The sequence below is a fragment of the Haloarcula halophila genome (assembly GCF_029278565.1).
Taxonomy (GTDB): domain Archaea; phylum Halobacteriota; class Halobacteria; order Halobacteriales; family Haloarculaceae; genus Haloarcula; species Haloarcula halophila.
This window is the reverse complement of record NZ_CP119559.1, coordinates 188,958-206,305: the sequence shown is the minus strand read 5'-3', so window position 1 is coordinate 206,305 and position 17,348 is coordinate 188,958. Positions and strand designations below refer to the sequence as shown.

At 66.1% G+C, this 17,348-nt stretch carries 16 protein-coding genes and 2 tRNA genes; 9 read left to right on the top strand and 9 right to left on the bottom strand.

Annotation, left to right across the window (positions count from 1 at the left end; genetic code table 11):
• Positions 1-48 precede the first annotated feature (48 nt).
• The 4 genes from P0204_RS01085 (at position 49) to P0204_RS01070 (ending at position 2,699) form a co-directional block, all read left to right on the top strand.
• Entirely contained in the window at positions 49-726 is a 678-nt protein-coding gene (locus tag P0204_RS01085; protein WP_276221044.1) for a DUF4013 domain-containing protein, read from the top strand.
• Positions 727-774: 48 nt separating this feature from the next.
• Positions 775-1,812, top strand: a complete 1,038-nt coding sequence (locus P0204_RS01080) for a tyrosine--tRNA ligase (RefSeq protein WP_276221042.1) — start codon at positions 775-777, stop codon at positions 1,810-1,812.
• Positions 1,813-1,909: 97 nt separating this feature from the next.
• Positions 1,910-2,572 carry a class I SAM-dependent methyltransferase gene (locus tag P0204_RS01075; RefSeq protein WP_276223301.1) on the top strand — a complete coding sequence of 221 codons (663 nt, stop codon included), beginning with the start codon at positions 1,910-1,912 and terminating at the stop codon, positions 2,570-2,572.
• Positions 2,573-2,628: 56 nt separating this feature from the next.
• Positions 2,629-2,699, top strand: a tRNA-Gly gene (locus tag P0204_RS01070).
• Positions 2,700-2,798: 99 nt separating this feature from the next.
• On the opposite strand, the gene P0204_RS01065 is transcribed toward P0204_RS01070, so the two are convergent.
• Genes P0204_RS01065 through P0204_RS01055 form a run of 3 tightly spaced genes read right to left on the bottom strand, consistent with a single transcriptional unit; the run spans position 2,799 to position 4,565 of the window.
• Entirely contained in the window at positions 2,799-3,194 is a 396-nt protein-coding gene (locus P0204_RS01065; RefSeq protein WP_276221041.1) for a hypothetical protein, read from the bottom strand.
• A gap of 53 nt (positions 3,195-3,247) precedes the next feature.
• On the bottom strand, positions 3,248-4,054 hold the full coding sequence (locus tag P0204_RS01060; protein ID WP_276221040.1) for an HD domain-containing protein: 807 nt from the start codon (positions 4,052-4,054) through the stop codon (positions 3,248-3,250).
• Positions 4,055-4,091: 37 nt separating this feature from the next.
• Complete coding sequence (locus P0204_RS01055) at positions 4,092-4,565, bottom strand: redoxin domain-containing protein (RefSeq protein ID WP_276221038.1); 474 nt, start codon at positions 4,563-4,565, stop codon at positions 4,092-4,094.
• Positions 4,566-4,826: 261 nt separating this feature from the next.
• On the opposite strand from P0204_RS01055, the gene P0204_RS01050 reads away from it, so the two are divergent.
• Together P0204_RS01050 and P0204_RS01045 are read left to right on the top strand one after the other, a co-directional pair.
• Positions 4,827-5,063 (top strand): twin-arginine translocase TatA/TatE family subunit, encoded by a 237-nt coding sequence (locus tag P0204_RS01050; protein ID WP_276223300.1) that lies wholly within the window; start codon positions 4,827-4,829, stop codon positions 5,061-5,063.
• Positions 5,064-5,134: 71 nt separating this feature from the next.
• A tRNA-Arg gene (locus P0204_RS01045) sits at positions 5,135-5,208 on the top strand.
• Between the two features lie 292 nt (positions 5,209-5,500).
• On the opposite strand, the gene P0204_RS01040 is transcribed toward P0204_RS01045, so the two are convergent.
• Complete coding sequence (locus P0204_RS01040; RefSeq protein WP_276221037.1) at positions 5,501-8,155, bottom strand: 5'-nucleotidase C-terminal domain-containing protein; 2,655 nt, start codon at positions 8,153-8,155, stop codon at positions 5,501-5,503.
• Between the two features lie 167 nt (positions 8,156-8,322).
• Positions 8,323-9,216, bottom strand: coding sequence for a halocyanin domain-containing protein (locus P0204_RS01035; RefSeq protein ID WP_276221036.1), 894 nt, complete (start codon positions 9,214-9,216; stop codon positions 8,323-8,325).
• 239 nt (positions 9,217-9,455) lie between these two features.
• Between P0204_RS01035 and P0204_RS01030 the strand changes: the two genes are divergently transcribed.
• Both P0204_RS01030 and P0204_RS01025 read left to right on the top strand, forming a co-directional pair.
• A complete protein-coding gene (locus P0204_RS01030) occupies positions 9,456-9,818 on the top strand; it encodes an ArsR/SmtB family transcription factor (protein ID WP_276221035.1) in 363 nt (120 codons plus the stop codon).
• Positions 9,815-10,117: a DUF7521 family protein gene (locus P0204_RS01025; RefSeq protein ID WP_276221033.1), complete on the top strand. Its 303-nt coding sequence runs from the start codon at positions 9,815-9,817 to the stop codon at positions 10,115-10,117. The genes P0204_RS01030 and P0204_RS01025 overlap by 4 nt, the downstream gene beginning before the upstream one ends.
• Here P0204_RS01025 and P0204_RS01020 read toward each other — a convergent pair whose 3' ends face one another.
• A complete protein-coding gene (locus P0204_RS01020) occupies positions 10,118-10,717 on the bottom strand; it encodes a halocyanin domain-containing protein (RefSeq protein ID WP_276221032.1) in 600 nt (199 codons plus the stop codon). It lies immediately after the preceding gene.
• 248 nt (positions 10,718-10,965) lie between these two features.
• Between P0204_RS01020 and P0204_RS01015 the strand changes: the two genes are divergently transcribed.
• Positions 10,966-12,492 (top strand): cryptochrome/photolyase family protein, encoded by a 1,527-nt coding sequence (locus P0204_RS01015; RefSeq protein ID WP_276221031.1) that lies wholly within the window; start codon positions 10,966-10,968, stop codon positions 12,490-12,492.
• Between the two features lies 1 nt (position 12,493).
• Here the strand turns inward: P0204_RS01015 and P0204_RS01010 are convergent, their stop codons facing one another.
• The 3 genes from P0204_RS01010 to P0204_RS01000 all read right to left on the bottom strand — a co-directional run bounded on the left by P0204_RS01010 (position 12,494) and on the right by P0204_RS01000 (position 17,251).
• Positions 12,494-14,203 (bottom strand): ABC1 kinase family protein, encoded by a 1,710-nt coding sequence (locus tag P0204_RS01010; protein WP_276221030.1) that lies wholly within the window; start codon positions 14,201-14,203, stop codon positions 12,494-12,496.
• Between the two features lie 52 nt (positions 14,204-14,255).
• Complete coding sequence (locus P0204_RS01005; RefSeq protein WP_276221029.1) at positions 14,256-14,555, bottom strand: DUF8011 family protein; 300 nt, start codon at positions 14,553-14,555, stop codon at positions 14,256-14,258.
• 107 nt (positions 14,556-14,662) lie between these two features.
• Positions 14,663-17,251 carry a heavy metal translocating P-type ATPase gene (locus P0204_RS01000; protein WP_276221028.1) on the bottom strand — a complete coding sequence of 863 codons (2,589 nt, stop codon included), beginning with the start codon at positions 17,249-17,251 and terminating at the stop codon, positions 14,663-14,665.
• Positions 17,252-17,348 lie beyond the last annotated feature (97 nt).

The window sequence follows — 17,348 nt, the reverse complement described above, 5'->3', positions numbered from 1 at the left end:
TTCGACCGACCACGGGAGATAAGTCGATCCATCGAGCAGCGTGTACCGATGCTCGCCGACGCACTCCGATACCCACAGCGCGGGCCGGGCTGGCTCAAGACCGTCGCGATCGGGAGCGTGCTGACACTGGTCGGTGCGGTGACGTTCGTCCCCCTGATCCCGCTCCAGGGGTACCTACTTCGCGTTCTCCGGACGACGAGCTTGGGCCAGGACCGCCCGCCGGCTTTCGACGGCTGGTCTGACCTGTTCGTCGACGGCGCCCGAGCGATCGCCGTCCAGGTCGCCTACGCACTCCTCCCGGTGTGGCTGTTGTTCGCCGGGTTCGTCGTCTCCGGCTACGGCGTCTTCTCCAGTCTCGGCGGCACCGATCTGGGTGCGACCGTCGAGGCCCTCGGCTGGGTGCTCATGGCCCTCTCGGCCCTGACGTTCGTCGCCGCGGTCTACTTGGTGCCGGCAGCGTTGACCAGGCTGGCACGGACGGGTCGGCTCCGGGCTGCCTTCGACCGCCGAGAGATCGCTGCCGCCGGTCGCCGTCCGATCTACGTCGTCGCCGTGATCGAGGCGTACGTCGCCCTCATAGTCGTCACCGGCGTCGGGACCGTCCTCACCGTCATCCTCGTCGGTGCCGTGTTCGTCTTCTACGGCCAGGTGGCCGCGTTCTATCTGTTCGCACGGGGGTATACCGAAGCCAGCCGAGGGGCGGACGACAGCGCGGGGTCGGCCTGACGACTCCACACAGGAACGTTTTACTCCTCCGAGCGGGGACCGGGCCGTATGGATACTGACGAGCGCCTCGCCCTGACGACCCGCCACACGCGGGAGGTCGTCACCGAGGACGAACTCGCGGCGCTGTTCGAGGACGGCGACCCGTCGGCCTACATCGGCTACGCGCCGACCGGCGAGATGCACATCGGCCACTTCACGACGATGCGAAAGCTCGCGGATTTCCTGCAGGCTGGCATCGACGTGACGGTGTTGATCGCCGACCTCCACGCCCACTTGGACGACGAGAAGAGCCCCTTCGACCTGCTGGACGCACGCTCCGAGTACTACGAGGTCGCTATCGAGGGGATGATCGAAGCGGCCGGTGCCGACCCCGACGACATCGAGTTCGTCCGCGGGACCGACTTCCAACTCGACGAGGAGTACTCCCTAGAGATGTATCGCATGGCTGCGGAGACGACCATCGCCCGCTCACAGCGGGCCGCAAGCGAGGTCGTCCGCGAATCCGAGAGCCCCAACCTCGGCGGCCTCATCTACCCACTGATGCAGACGCTGGACGTGAAGGCGCTCGACGCCGACATCGCCTACGGCGGGATCGACCAGCGCGGCATCTACATGCTCTCCCGTGAGGTCCTCCCGGACCACGGCGGCGAGTCGCCCGTCTGTCTGTTCGCCCCGCTGCTCTCGGGCCTCTCCGGCGGCAAGATGAGCGCCTCGGACGCGAGTTCGAAGGTCAACCTCAACGACGCGCCCGATGTCGTCGAGGAGAAGATCGGCCAGGCCTACTGCCCCCAGGGCGAGGCCGAGGACAACGGCGTATTGGAGTACCTGGAGTACCTCGTCTTCCCGGTGCTGGCCGAACGTGGCGAGGACCTCGTGATCGAGCGCCCCGAGGAGTACGGCGGCGACCTCGTCTACGGAAGCTACGACGACCTGGAAGCGAACTTCCTGAGCGGCGACCTCCACCCGGCGGACCTGAAGCCGGCCGCCGCGGCCGCTATCTCCGCGGTCATCGACCCGATCCGGGAGCGCCTCGACGCGAACCCGGAACTGCTCGCAGCCGCGTACCCAGAGAAGTACGACCAATAGCGACCGGACCAGTGTGTCCAGCGAGCGACGACTCCCCTCGTCGGGTCGAAAGCGGTAAGCCACCGTTGACGGACAACAGACTAGAGACCGAACCGTGATCGATCACTCCCGTCGAACGGTCCGCGAAACCTACGAGACCATCGGGTCACACTTCGCGAAGACACGCGAGTACGCCTGGCCGGAGGTCGAGTCGTTCGTCGACGAGTACGGGGACCGCGTCGAGGATGGGACGGCCCTCGACCTCGGCTGTGGTAACGGTCGGCACGCGGAGTTGCTCGCGGCCGTCGCGCCGCGTGTCGTCGGGGTGGACGCGAGCCGGGAACTGCTCTCCGTCGCCGTCGACCGCGTCCCCGAGACTGTTGCGCTCCTCTGTGGCGACGCCTCGCGGCTCCCGCTGAGGCCACGTTCGGTCGCGCTCGCCGTCTACGTCGCGACGCTCCATCACCTCCCGTCAGCGCGTGCCAGACAGGCGAGCCTCTCGGAACTGGCCCGTGTGCTCTCCCCGGCCGGGCGCGCGCTGGTCAGCGTCTGGAGTACCGCCCACGACCGGTTCGACGCGCCCGCCGACGCCGACTCCGGGTTCGACACGACGGTCGACTGGACACTGCCGGGCGGCGAGACGGTGCCGCGGTTCTACCATATCTACGCACCCAGCGAGTTCGAGCGTGTCCTCGAAGAGAGCCCGCTTCGGACGGTCTCGTTCGACGTATCCAGCGGGAACTGCTACGCCGTCGTCGAGCCCGAAGGGAAAAGTCCTTAATCACCGTGCGTCTACGGTCGGTTGCTTCCGCTTGCGATCCGCCAGCGGAGGAGTACGCGGCGGTGGTCTAGTGGTAGGACCTGAGCCTTCCAAGCTCATGGCCCGGGTTCAAATCCCGGTCGCCGCATTCTGCGAGAAACAGACGTGACGAGCGAACGTATCCTCCGGCGAGTCGGATTACAGAGACCCGATCGACAGCGAAGAACCGGGCTCTGGAAAGGGCAGACTACGGCTCGACAGTCCAGTACGTATCGGACGTGATCGTCGCTTCGGGATTTGCGCCGAGCGAGAGTGTCAAGCGGTCCGCGTGCTCCGTGACGTCGAGTTCGACCGGGTTCTCGCTGGCGTCTCCGCGGGCTGGCATGACCAGAGGCGTCTCCCGCTGTAGAAGGTCGTCGACCGCGAAACGGGTAGTGTGTGCCGATGGGTCGGCCCGAGAGAGCGCCGCCGTCTCGGTGGTGGACTCGTCCGTAGCGCCGAACAGGCGACGAGTGAGTGGGAGGCGGGCGAGGACATCGCCGGCCCGTGCGCGGAGCCGGGACCACAGTGACTCCGCCGACGCCCCGTCACGCGCCGTCTCGTGCCGGTTTCGCTGCCGTTCGTCGAGGGGCGTGAGACTCATACGCACAGCTACGGCGTGGGTAGATAAAACGGTTGTGTCGACGACAGGACGCTTCAGAGTTCGATCCGTTCGACGATCTGTTCGTCGCCGTCGTGGACGTTCAACGCGACGATACGGACTGTCTCTTCGAGCCCCGAATCGTTCAGCTTCGCCTTCAGAAGGTTGTCGACCTGATAGACACCGGCGGCGTTGTTCATCTCGATCTCGACGAGGACCGGGGACCCATCACCGGGTTTGAGCGTCACCCGCTCGATGGCCTGGCTGGAGACGGTGTTGATACCGCGACCGCCACGTTCGTAGGGAATCCGCGAGCGGCCGTGTTCCATATCGAGGGCGTCGGCGATGCGAACGACACCCGCTTCCAGTGTCAGGGGTGTCTCTTCGGTGTGGTGACAGAGGATCGCGTGCAACACTTCGCCCTTCACGCGGACCGCCTCGGGGACATCGTAGAAATCCGTGAGGAAATCGTCCAACAGGTCCGCCGCGAGGGGAATAGAGTAGTACGGGTGTTCGTCGCGGTGGACGACGTGGCCGATGTCGTGGAGCGTCGCCGCGAGTGCGATGATGACAGCTTCGTCGGCTTCGTCCAGCCCCTGTTCGGCAGCACCGTTGAACTCGACGCCCCCGTGCTTGAGCAGATCGTAGAGACACAGCGCCCGGTTACGGACGATACTGATGTGTTTCCGCCCGTGGTCGTTGTACCGCTTTCGCGTGACGGGGTTGACGTTTTGGGCCTCCAAGTACGCCTGTATCTCGGTGTTCTCCTCGATGGCTCGGAGGATATCGTTGACTCGTTCGTCCGGGAACGCGTGGGGGGCCTGTGGATCGTAGATCCGACCACTGTCGTCGTCGGTGCTCATACCCCGACCACCGCGGCCAGGGAGAAAATCCCCTCGGTTACGCCGACTGGACGGCCTCGACGACCTCGTCGTAGTCCGGTTCGACACCGGGATCGTCGCTGACCCACGCGTACGTGACGACGCCCTCGTCGTCGAGGACGAACACCGCACGCTTTGCGACGTTGTGGACGCCGAGTTCGGCGAAGTCCATCGAGACGTCGTAGGCGTCGACCAGCGTCCGATCGTTGTCGCTGATCAGCGAGAACGAGAGGTCGAGGTCGTCACGGAAGGCGTTCTGTGCGAACGGCGTGTCGATGCTGACGCCGAACAGCGTCGCGCCGGCCTCCTCGATGTCGGCGATGCGGTCCTGGAACGTACTCATCTCGTGGCTGCAGACGCTCGTGAACGCGCCGGGGAAAAAGGCCAAGACGACTGGTCCGTCGCCGAGTTCGTCCGCCAACGAGATCTCGTCGACGTCGCCGTTCGCGAGCGGTGCCGTGAATCGCGGTGCGTCGTCACCTACTTCGACCATATTCGTCTATCCGTACCGGCGGCCCGTTCAAATCCCTTCCGAGATCAGTCCGTCACCGGTGTTGTCACCGCGATCCCGGTGGGGCAGCCACCGATAGCGGACGATCCGCCAACCGCCCGTTTGGACGCACGGAACGTCCGGAACGGCCGGCGTTCGGGAGAACTGCCGTCTCACGGAAGCAGAGCGAGCAAAAAGACTATAATAGCAACCACGTTACGTTCGGTTACAATGTCAGGGACATTCGTACCACTGTTCCCAGGGATGCCGGGGACGACCGAGATGATGGTCATCCTCCTCATCGCTGTCCTACTGTTCGGGGCGAACAAGATTCCGAAACTCGCACGCTCGACCGGTGAGGCCATGGGCGAGTTCCAGAAGGGCCGTGAAGAAGTCGAACAGGAACTCGAAGAGATGCGTGATGGGCCAGGCCAGCCCGAGGAGTCGACGAGCACCTCGACGGACACGTCGACCGAGCGAGCGACCGAGTCCGAGGAATAATCGGCTATATTCTCCGATTTTTGCGGACCACGAGCGAAAGCGTTTTTCGCGCCAGTGGAGACACTCCCACAGGGCGTGTGGCCTAGTGGACTAGGGTGAGGGGTTCCTAACCCCTAGATCGCGGGTTCGAATCCCGCCACGCCCGTGCAGTGAGACGACAAGCGAAGCGAGTCGTCGAACGAACCGGCATGGCGGAATTCTAATCAGGGAGGTCGCGCGCAGCGAAGCGAGCACGTCCGAGCGTGACAGACTCGGCAGTGACAGCGCGACCCCCGAGGGTGAGAACGCGAGGCAGACCGGGGCCAGAATCGTCACGGTGGGTCACCCGGCAGACGGGACCGTGGCTGCTCAGACGATATGGAGGAGGGGCATGGGAAGCACGCGTGAAAACCCCGGGCGGAGAAACGGATCGAACCGAGTGCGTGGCAGCCGAGGGGTCAGACAGCCGCTTCAGTGTTGTAGGCGGTGATCACCGCTCTGACGTCCGTGATCGTGACCGGTTCGCCACCGACCTGCGTGTCGGCGTTGTACGCGGCGATCGCAGTCAGAACCTCCGAAACCCCGATCCGGCCGTCCCGTGGGGCGGTGTCGAACCGGGCCAGCGAGGAGGTGTTCGTCCCGATCGCCTCCGTGACGTCGGCGTTGAGCACGGAGCTGTCGAAGCTGTTTCGGTCTCCATCGAGTGCGCTGTCAGTGTAGCCGGCGTAGAGCTGGAGCGACTCGCTCGATTGAGCCAGGGAATCGAGGGCCGAGCGCTCGAACGTCGCTGTCAGCGTGCCGTTCGAGACTGACGCATCCGACGCGTAGACGACGCCGTCGGACGTGTTCTCGACGTGGACTGTCGAGCCGTTGACGGATTGGACGGTCTCGGGCACATCGACGGAGAGCTGTGTCGTCGCGTCGGCTTCGGTCGCCGACGCATCGGCGACGGTCCGCGTGACTCGTCTGATGCGATCCTCGCCGTCGGGCGAGATCGGTGAGGTCTCGTTGATGTACTCGGCGGTGGCCGTGCCGTAGAGGGTGTAGTCCGAATCGACAGTCCGGAGGTCGCTCATGTTCCAGCCGTACCGCTGGCCGAACGTCCAGCCGGCCATGTAGGAGTTGACCGTGACGTCGTAGGTGGCGGTCGGATCGAGCGGTTCGCCCTCGACGTAGACGTCACCGACAGTGGTCTCGGCACCCGGTCGGTCGACGAACTCGTAGGTGACACCGCTGACCTGGAGTTGTGCTTGTGCGCCGTACTGGGCGTCGAGGCGCGTGACCTGGCTGGCGAGCAGTTCCCGCAGTTGCTCGCCGGTCATCTCCTTCGTGACGAGGTGGTTCCCGAACGGCAGGGAAGTGTAGATATCGTTGTACGTGACGGGTCCGGGATCGATGACGAAGTCCCCGCGGATACCGCCCGCGTTGGTCGCGGCGACGTCGGCACCGGTCTCGGCTCGGAACGCGTCCGTGACCGTGTTACCCCAGGCAGTCTCCTGTGCGTAGTTCGAACTGAACGTCGAGTCCAGCGGGACGGTCGTTCGGCCGGCGACCGTCGAGAGGTACTGTCCGCGGGCGTCCGCGACGGTGTCGTTCGCCGTCCGGTTGATCGGGTAGCCGTTGGAGCCATCGAGGGTGATGAGACGACCACTGTCGAGGGACGTATCGTCCTGTCCGACCGAGAGGTTCGCCTCGCCGAGGTAGGCAGCGCGCGCCTGGGCTTCCATGACGACGGTCCCGTCGACGGTCTTCGGACCGTAGGTCACCTCGTCGTCACCGGTGACGATGACGTCGATGTGCTCCGTGTTGCGTGCGAGGGTCTCGGACTCGGGCACGCCGATGTGTGCCGCCGCGATGACGACGTCGACGTTCTCCTCCTCTTTGAGCGTCGTCGCGACGCGGCTCCCGGTCGAGACGTAATCCGTCACTTCGTACCCCTCGTCCTCGAAGTCGACCGCTGTCTTGGACTTGATCGCGTCGTCGACTAGGCCGACGATACCGATGGTGACGTTCCCGCGCTGGACGACGGTATAGCTCTCCGTCCCCGGGATAGTTCCGCCGTCCTCGTGCCGGACGTTCGCGACGAGCCACGGGAACGCCGAGTCGTCGCTGTACGCCTCGACCGCGGCGAAGCCGTAATCGAGGTCGTGGTTCCCGACGACCTCGGCGGCCGGATCGAGCGTGTTCAGCGTCTCGACGGGGACCGTGTGATTGCTGACCGGCGAGAGGGAACTCGGACTGACCTGGTCGCCGCCGCCGACGACGACCGTCGGGTTGTCGATGGCCGCTTCACGGCTGTTGACGGCACCGACGAGTCGGCCCATCTTCGTCGGATCGGAGGCGGCCGTCTGGATGTCGTTGTACGAGAGGACGGTGAGCGTCGTCCCGTCGACCGGCACGGACGAACCGTTGTCTGTCGGTGCCGTGTAACCGGCCATCGCCGTCGGTTGGATCTTGAACGCACCGAACGTGTAGTGAACCGGCCCGGAGAGGCTGTCGATGGTCCCGCCGGTCTCGCTCGGCACCGTGACGTTCGCGTGTGTCACGTCGTCGACGGCGATCTCGCCACTGCCGTCGGAGACGGCCCACTCGCCGTACTCTCCGGGCGTGGCGGTCACCGAGAGGTTCGAGACGGTGACCAGGACGCCTTCGTACGCCTCTGTCGACGCTTCGCCGGTGCTGACGGCCGTGGCGTCGGGGATCGGCGCGGTCCCGGTGACGCTGACCGCCCCGGCGGCGGTGCCGACGTCGATCTCGGTGACGCCGTTGTACTCTTTGACGAGGCCGGTGACAGTCACCGTCTCGCCCGCCGAGACGGTACTGTTCCCGTAGACGTAGACGCCGCTGTACGGCCCGGTCCCGTTCTGGAGGAAGAACCCGCTCTCGGTGACGGCGGTGACGGTACCTGACGTGGTGACGTTCTGTCCATCGTAGGGTGAGGCGTCACCGCTCCCGGGAGGGGTCTGGATTTCGCTGATCGTGACGGTACTCGCGGTCGCACTGGACTGGGCCACTGCCGTCACCCCGGCCGGCACCGTCGCCAGGACGACGAGCAGTGCAACTGCCAGCGGTGTGATCGATCGTAACTGGTTCGGTGGTGAATCTACCGACATTCGCTTCCAATCCTCAGCCTCTCGGGTAAAGAGTCGTTATATTGTTGTGATATACCGCTCGTATGTGAAAAAGTGGAATATATAGACGTCAGCGGGACCGTCCGGGAACCGAACGGGGTGAGCGCTGGAGGGGAGGGAGGGCAGTAAGGGCCGTAGGGACGGTCGGCCTACTCGACGATGATCGCACCCCGCTGGCCGATTGCCTCGTGGGGCGCACAGTAGTAGCGGTAGATCCCGTCGGCCTCGAAGGTGTGTTCGAACGTCGCCGAGGGCTCGTGGTCGATCCCGTCGGACCCGATGTCGTGGTCCTCGAAGACGACGTTGTGGCCGCCCCCGTCGCCGGTCCACTCCCAGCGGACCGTCGTCCCGGGAGCGATTCGCAAGACCGGCGGGGAGAACGCGAAGTTCCCGCCGTTGCCCGCGGCGCCGACGGTGACTGTCGCCGGGCCGGACCCGTCGTGGTCGGTGACGGTTCCGTCGAAGGACCCGGACGTCGCGAGCCACTCGTCGACCGCTTCGTAGCCCGTCGACGGCGGCTCCCTGACGAGGACGGCGCCTTTCATCCCGTCCTCCCGGTGGGGTTCGGAGACGTACGCGTAGCTTCCCGTCTCCTCGAAGAGGTACGTGTAGCAGGTCCCGTCCTGTGCGTTCGTGCGGCCGCTGTCGAAGGTCCCGTCCAGTGCGACCACGTTGTGCTGGCCGCCGTGGCCAGTCCAGTCCCAGATCACGGTCGTCATCGGCGGGACCTCGATCACCGGTGGGGAGAACGCGAGGCCGTCGTCGGTGGGATGGCCGACATCGACCCTCGGCCGGGAGCGGATGCCGTAGCGGCGACGCTCGCCGTCGTAGCCGTTGGCGTCGGTGAGCCACTCCGAGAGCGACTCCGGTGGCGTCCGTTCGGGCGTCCCCGTCGTCTGTGTGGTCGACGATGGGGCTGTCTCGGCATCGGCGGCCGGGACCGCCTGTGCCGTCTCGTCAGTCGATGTACAACCGGCTACTGCGGTGAGACCGGCCAGGGCAGTACACTGGAGGAACCGTCGTCGGGTAGAGGGCTGGCGCATGGCACTACGATAGTTGGCAACACAGGACCCAAAAGGGCGGGTCCGCTTTCCAGATTCTGGAAATCAACGACCTCCCTTTCAATACGGGCCATTTATTACCGGGTGGACGGACCCGAACCCCCCTCGTGACCGCCATCTTGAAACCCATCCCGTTGGACGGGTACGACGACGGTCACGTCCGTCCACCGGTACGCCGGCGTCCCAGACTCCCCTTTGCCCCCAGTCGGAGGTCCCCAGTCGTGAGACGAGACGAGGAAATCGACACCCAAGCGGTGTTCGACGCGCTGGCCGACCCGGATTGCCGCGAGATCCTGGCGACGCTCGACGAGCCACGGCCGGCCAAACAGGTCGCACAGGAGTGTGGGATGCCCCAGACCAGCACCTACCGAAAACTCGAACGGCTCAGTGAGGCCGACCTCGTCGCGGAGGAGACGGAAGTCCGATCCGACGGCCACCACGCGACGCGGTACGTCCGGGACTGTTCAGGTGTCTTCGTTACGGTGACGGCCGAAGACCAGTTCGACGTTGATCTCCTCCGGGACCAGGAGACGCCCGACGAACGCCTCGTGAGCCTCTGGACGCGGATCAGTGAGGAACTATGAACGAGAACATCCCAGTCGTCGTCCTCGGTTTCAAGACAGTGACACTGCTGCTTGGCGGGTTCATCACGTACTTCGCAGCGAAAGCGGCACGAAAGACACGCTCGGACGCGTTGACCTACCTCGCGCTCGGGTTCGCGACGGTTACCTTCGGATCACTCTTGGCCGGCGTGGCCGATCAGTTGTTCGGGCTGGAGACCGGTGCCGCGCTGATCTTCGAAAACGCACTCACGGCGATCGGCTTCGCCGTCATCGCCTATTCGCTGTACGCGACTAGCGGGTCCTCGATGGACCGACCGTAGTTACTCGACGACGATGGCACCTTTCATCCCGAGGCCCTTGTGGGGCAGACAGAAGTACTGGTAGACCCCGCTGGACTCGAACGTGTGCGTGAACTCGTGGCCCTCCTCGGTGACGGTCTCGCTCTCGAACTCGCCACCCTCGTCGACGACGTTGTGACCCGCGCCTTCGCCGGTCCAGGTCCAGGTGACCGTGGTCCCGGTACTGATCCGGACGGCTGCGGGAGCGAACGCGAAGTTCCCGCCGTTGCCTTCGGCCCCGACCATCACCTCGACGGAACTGCTCCCGGTCTCGTCGACGACCGAGCCGTCGAAGTTTCCGACGTTCGAGAGGTAGTCGCTGACCTCGGCGGGGACTTCACTGCCGCTCGATCCGCCGTCCTCGGCACTCCCGTCTGCGTCGCCATCGCCTGATTCGCCATCACTCGACTCGCCGTCGCTTGATCCGCCGTCGCTGGAACCTCCGTCCGATCCGCCGTCGCCGGAGCCACCGTCGCCAGAGCCGCCGTCCCCGCCGGACCCACCACACCCAGCTAACAGGCCGACCCCGGATACGACTGCGGTACTACGGATGAACGTCCGCCGATTCAGGTCGTCTGACATACGTCCCGAGGTTGGGACCGTGTACTGAAAAGTGAGTCGATTGTGATAGTAGCGTCCGAACGATAATGAGGGTTATAACCCACTATATCCGGGGATTTTCGTGTATTTGTATAAACGAACCGCCGAACATGTAAGCCATCTTTCTACGCTCTCGACGGTCAAAAGCGGACCGGGTACCAACACAGTTCGGACGGGGCTTCTTTGTGGCCCAGCCCCTGTACCCAATCGATGAGACAGAGGGATCTGCCGTGACCGTCTGGGTACGTGGCGACCACCTCGTCCGCAACCGGGGCCCGCTCGCCCGTCGTCCGAACGACGATGTCTTGCTCGTCGAAGCCGAGTCGTTCGGCCGGAGGCTCCCGTATCACCCCCACAAACTGACGCTCGTGTTCAGTGCGATGCGCCACTTCCGGGACGCTCTCCGCGAGGACGGCCGAGCCGTCGACTACCGGCAGGTCGATACCTTCGCCGACGGACTCGAGGCCCACTTCGCGGCCCATCCCGAGGAGACGCTCGTCACCACCGAGCCACAGGCCCACGGCAGCCGCGAACGCATCGAGGACATCGTGGCCGACGCCGGCGGCGATGTCGAGTTCGTCCCCGACGAACGCTTCTGCTGTTCACGCGAGCAGTTCGACGCGTGGACTGACGGCGGGCAGTACCGCCACGAGGGGTTCTACCGGTTCATGCGGCGCGAGACCGGGTATCTGATGGCCGACGGCGAGCCGGTCGGCGGGGAGTGGAACTACGACGACCAGAACCGCGAGACGCCGCCCGAAGACTGGGAGCCAGCCGACCCACCGACGTTCGACCCCGACGAGACGACCACGGCGGTCGCCGAGTGGGTCGAGACGACCTTCGACGGTGGGTACGAGGACCAACCCTACGGCGGGTCCTGGGCCGATCCCGAGCCGTTCCGCTGGCCCGTGACCCGCCGGCAGGCCGTCCGTGCGCTGGATCACTTCGTCGAGCACCGCCTCGCGGAGTTCGGTCCGTACCAGGACGCGATGCGGGACGGGGAGTGGGCGATGAGCCACAGCCTGCTGTCGACCTCGCTGAACCTGGGCCTCCTGCTGCCCGAGGAGGTGATCGAGCGGGCCATCGCTGCCTACGAGGACGGCGACGCGCCGCTGAACAGCGTCGAGGGGTTCGTCCGGCAGATACTCGGGTGGCGGGAGTTCCTCCGGCACGTCTACCGCCGGGAGATGCCCGAACTGGCCACGGCGAACCAACTCGGCGCGGAGGCCGACCTGCCCGAGTTCTACTGGACCGGCGAGACCGAGATGGCCTGTCTCTCGGATGTCGTCGACGGCGTCCGCGAGCGGGGCTACTCCCACCACATCGAGCGGCTGATGGTCCTCTCGAACTTCGGCCTGCTGTACGGCGTCGAGCCCGCACAGCTCAACCGCTGGTTCCACGCGGGCTACGTCGACGCCTTCCACTGGGTGACCACCCCCAACGTCGTCGAGATGGGGCTGTACGGTGCCGGCGTCTTCGCCACGAAACCGTACGCGTCCTCGGCGAACTACGTCGACAAGATGAGCGACTACTGTTCGGGCTGTCCGTACTACAAGACGAAGACGACCGGCGAGGGGGCCTGCCCGTTCAACACGCTGTACTGGGACTTCCTGAAACGTAACGAGGACGAACTGCGGTCGAACCACCGGATGGGACTGATGTACAGCCACGTCGACGACAAGGGCGACGAGGAGTGGGACGCGATCCGTGAGCGGGCCGAGGAGGTACGGACGATGGCCGACCGGGGCGACCTCTGACTCACTGGTCGGAGCTGTCGTCCCGCCGCTGTCGCAGTTCGTGGCGGGTGAACTGCGGGGTTCCGAACTGCGGGCCACGCTGCCGTCGGAACGACCAGACGAGGACGCCGGCGACCACCGTCGTCGCACCGGCGGCGACGGCGGCCGGCTGGAGCCCGCCGGCCAGATAGAGGAAGGCGACGAGTGGAACGCCGACTGCGACGGCGAGCCCCAGCAGGAGCCGCCGGGCCATCAGTCCGAGCAGGCCGTCGCTGTCGGCCAGCACTGTTCGCAGGTGGAGGTCGCCCCGGTCGGCCCTGTCGAGCGCGTCCTCGGCCCGTGGCCCGCCGGTCACGAGCGACCGTCCCGACGAGGCGACGGCGTCGCGGACCTCCGCTCCGATGGCTTTGCCGGCCTCGCTCCGCTGTTGATCGGTGACGTACTCCGTGATGATCTCGATGAAGTCGAACTCCGGATCGAGCGTCCGACAGACTCCCTCCAGAACAGTCGAGACCCGGACCACGAGCGCCAGGTCCTGTGGGAGTCGCATCGGGAACGCGTACAGTTGGCTCTCGAACTCGCCGACGAGCTGTTCGATCCGGAGGTCGCTGATGTCCTCGCCGCGGAACTGGTCGATAACGATTTCGAAGGCCTCCCGCATCACTTCGCGGTCGGCAGCGGGATCGAGTGCGCCCATCGCCACGAAGGCGTCCATCACCCGATTCACGTCGTCGGCCGCCAGCGCGACGTAGAACTCCAGCAACTGTTCGCGGGTCCGGGGTCCCAGGTAACCAGTCATCCCGAAGTCGTAGAAGACGATGGTTCCGTCGGGCTGGACCGCGAGGTTCCCCGGATGTGGGTCGGCGTGAAAGACGCCGTCCTCGACGATCATCTGCATGTACACCTCCTCTAACCGCTGGACGAGCGCACTCCTGTCGACACCGATCTCGTCGAGCCGTTCGACGTCGTCGATCTTCACCCCGTCGACGTAGCTCATCGTCACCACGCGGTCCGTCGAGTGACTCCCGACGACCTCCGGGACGGCGATGCGGTCGTCGTCGGCGAAGTTCCCGCCGATCGTGTCGAGCATCCGTGCCTCGTGGGCGTAATCCATCTCCCGGCGGATCGTCGCGGCGAACTCCTCGGTGAGGTTCTCCAGCGTGAACGCCTGTGCGGGCTCCGCCCCGCGGACCAGGATCGGCGTCAGCGTCTCCAGGACCCGCAGGTCCGACTCGACGCGGGTCCGGATATTCGGCCGGAGGACCTTGACGGCGACGCGCTGGCCGTCGAGTTCCGCAGTGTAGACCTGCCCGAGCGAGGCACCGCTGATGGGATCGCGGTCGAACTCGTCGAACTGCTCGTCGATGGGTCCCAGTTCCGCCTCCAGCGCCGGTTCGATCTCGCTCCAGTCCTCGGGTGGGACCTTGTCCTGTAGTTCCGAGAGGATCTCCGTATACTCGATCGGAAGGGCGTCGGGCCGGGTCGAGAGCATCTGCCCGAGTTTGATGAAGGCCGGCCCCAACTCGACGAAGGTGTCCTTGAGGAACTCGGCGCGGCGACGGCGGTCCGCGCTCGTGACCGTCCGCGAGCGGCCGACGACCAGGAACCGCCGTCGGTCCCGGAGCCAGGCGACCGCGAGCGGGACGAACTGCCAAGCTACGACGAACGCACGCCAGAGGGCCCGAACGCGGATGCCGAGCCCCGATGGACGGGGCCGCTGGGACTCACTCACGATCGGCGTTCAGTGTCCAGCGCAAATGAACGTACTGGATGGGCACCGTCGTCTACCCGGTCACGATGCCGGGGTCGAAGACGATGGCGACGAGGAGACCGACGAACGTGAGGATCGATGCGAGACGGAGCGTGGCGGCTATCTTTCGCCGGTGTATCGGGAGCGACTCCGCGGTGCCCGAGAGCATCGCCCCGAGCGCCATCGCGAGCAGCCAGGTACCCGATGTCTCTCCCAAGTACACGTAGAAATACAAGTATATCACCAGGAAGGCGAACGTGCCGGCGAACTGCACCAGCGAGTTCGGTCGGCCGGACGGCTCGCTGAACAACACGTCATCGACGATGGAGGGCATCGCCCGGTGGAACGCCCGCGGCTGACAAAAATCTCGGGGTCGGGACGCCCGCGACCGCAGCCGAAGGGCGAGTCGACGGACGATCGAAGGCTCGCTTCCGGGTCAGTCTACGGCTGCAGGAACCCGAGCAGCCGGTAATCGCTGTCGGGGACGTACCGGCGGAACGCGAGGCTGTTCGCCAGCACCGACACCGAGGAGGCGGCCATCGCCCCAGCCGCCAGGGCCGGCTGGAGCAGTCCCAGAGAGGCCAGGGGGATCATCACGGTGTTGTACCCCAGCGCCCAGAAGAGGTTCTGTTTGATCTTCCGGAGCGTGGCCTCGGAGATGCGGATCGCCTTGAGTACGTCGGCGGGGTCGTCACGGAGCAGCGTCACGTCCGCGGCCTCGATGGCCACGTCGGTGCCAGAGCCGATGGCACACCCGACGGCTGCGGCGGCGAGTGCCGGCGCGTCGTTGACGCCGTCCCCGACCATCATCGCCCGTCGTCCGTCGGCTTGGAGGTCGTCGACGGCGTCGGCCTTGTCCTCCGGCAGGACGCTGGCCTTGACGTTGTCGGGGTCGATGCCGACCTGCTCGGCGACGGCGCGGGCGGTCCGCTCGTTGTCCCCGGTGACGAGCCACACGTCGGTCCCTCGCTCGCGGAGTTGCGAGACGGCGTCCGCGGCCGTCCCCTTGACCGTGTCGGCGTCGGCCAGCACGCCCAGCAGGTGGTACTCGTCGTCGCCGTCGGCCCGGAGCGCGACGAGCATCGCCGTCTTCCCCTCGCGTTCGAGGGCATCCAGGCGGTCCTCGGCGGGACCCACGTCGACGCCGGCCTCCGAGTGCAGCGTCCGGTTGCCCACCAGCACGTCGCCGTGACTCGTCGTCGCTCGGACACCCTGGCCGGGGACGTTCTCGAAGGATTCGGGCTCCTCGACGTCGATCCCACGCTCGCGTGCGCCCTCAACGATAGCTTCCGCGAGCGGGTGCTCGCTACCCGATTCGGCGCTGGCGGCGACTTCGAGGACGAACTCGGCAGTCCGCTCCCGTTCCGTCCGCAACGTCCCACCGTCGGCAGCGGGGCCGACCGCTTCCACGTCGGTCAGTTCCATCTCGCCTTCGGTCAGCGTGCCCGTCTTGTCGAAGACGACGGTATCCACGTCGCGGACCCGTTCGAGGATATCGCCGCCCTTGAACAGGACACCGTTGCGGGCGCCGATTGCGGTGCCGACCATCGTCGCGGCCGGCGTCGCCAGCCCCAGCGCGCAGGGGCAGGCGATCAACACTGCGGAGGCGAACACGACGACGGCGAACTCGGTGACGCCGACGGCGGCGGGGCCGCCGGCCGCCAGCCCCCAGATCGGGAGCCCGCCGACGAACGACGCCAGCAGATCCGGCGTGAGCGCCCAGACGACCGCCCAGAGGACGGCGTTGGCGATGACCGCGGGGACGAAGTACGCCGAGATGCGGTCGGCGACGTTCTGGATGTCGGGCTGGCGCGACTGGGCCGCCCGCACGCGCTCGGCGATCTGCTGGATGGCGGTCTCCTCGCCGACCTTCGTCGCCTCGACGACGAGGACGCCGTTCTGGTTGACCGTCGAGCCGACGACCTCGTCGCCGGGTTCCTTCTCGACCGGGACGGACTCGCCGGTGACCATCGACTCGTCGACCGCCGAGTTGCCGTCCCGGACGACCCCGTCGGTCGGGATCTTCTCGCCGGGCCGAACCTTCAGTCGGTCGCCGACCTCGACTTCGGAGAGTTCGATCTCCGCCTCGCTGCCGTCCTCGTGGACGACCGTGGCAGTGTCGGCCTCCATCTCCAGCAGTTGCTGGATGGCCGCGCCGGCCTGGCTCTTCGAGCGGGCTTCGAGGTAGTTCCCCAGCGTGATGAACACCAGGATGAACGCCGCGGTATCGAAGTACAGGCCCGTCGAGGCGATCAAACCGAACAGAGCCGCGACGGAGTAGAAGTAGGCCGTCGACGAACCGAGTGCGATCAGTACGTCCATGTTGGCCCGGCGGTTCTTGACGAGCGCCGTGTAGGCGTTCTCGTAGAACGGCCGTCCGAGCAGCGCCTGGACCGGCGTCGCCAGCAGGAAGGCGACGATCCCCTGGTACTGGCCGACGACCGTCCCAGCGAGGAGGCCGAGACCCAGCAGGTGATCGGCCATCATCACCAGCAGCGGGAGCGAGAACGCTGCCCCGAACAGCGTCAGCCGGCGCTGTCTCCGGGTCTCGGCGTCGCGGGCGGCGTCCCGGCGTTCGCTGGAGGACTGGCCGCCCTCTCCGTCGTCGTCCTCGCGAACCGGCGTGTAGCCGGCGGACTCGACGGCGTCATAGAGGTCCTCGATCGACGCGTCGGCCGGGTTGTAGGTGACCTGTGCCTCGTCGGTCGCGTAGTTCACGTCGGCGCTGACGACGCCCGGGGTCGACGCCAGGGCCTCGGCGCTGGTCTCCGCGCAGTTGGCACAGGACATGTCGGTGATGCCGACTGTCACCGTCTCCGTGACGACGCCGTAGCCGGCGTCCTCGACCGCGTCGAATATCTCGGCGAGCGTCACCTGGTCGGGGTCGTACTCCACCGACCCTTCGTCGGTGGCGTAGTTCGCGTCGACGTGACTGACCCCCGCTAACTCGCCGACGCGCTCCTCGATGGTCGCCGAACAGTTCGCACAACTCATGCCCGTTAGCTCCAACCGGGCCGTTGTGGTGGTCATCTTGGGTACTAGTACGCCCTCCCCGTTGATGCGGTTTGTGCCTACGAAACAGAGGCTGTATGCGGATGAAATTTTGGATCGTGTGGGCAGAACCAGG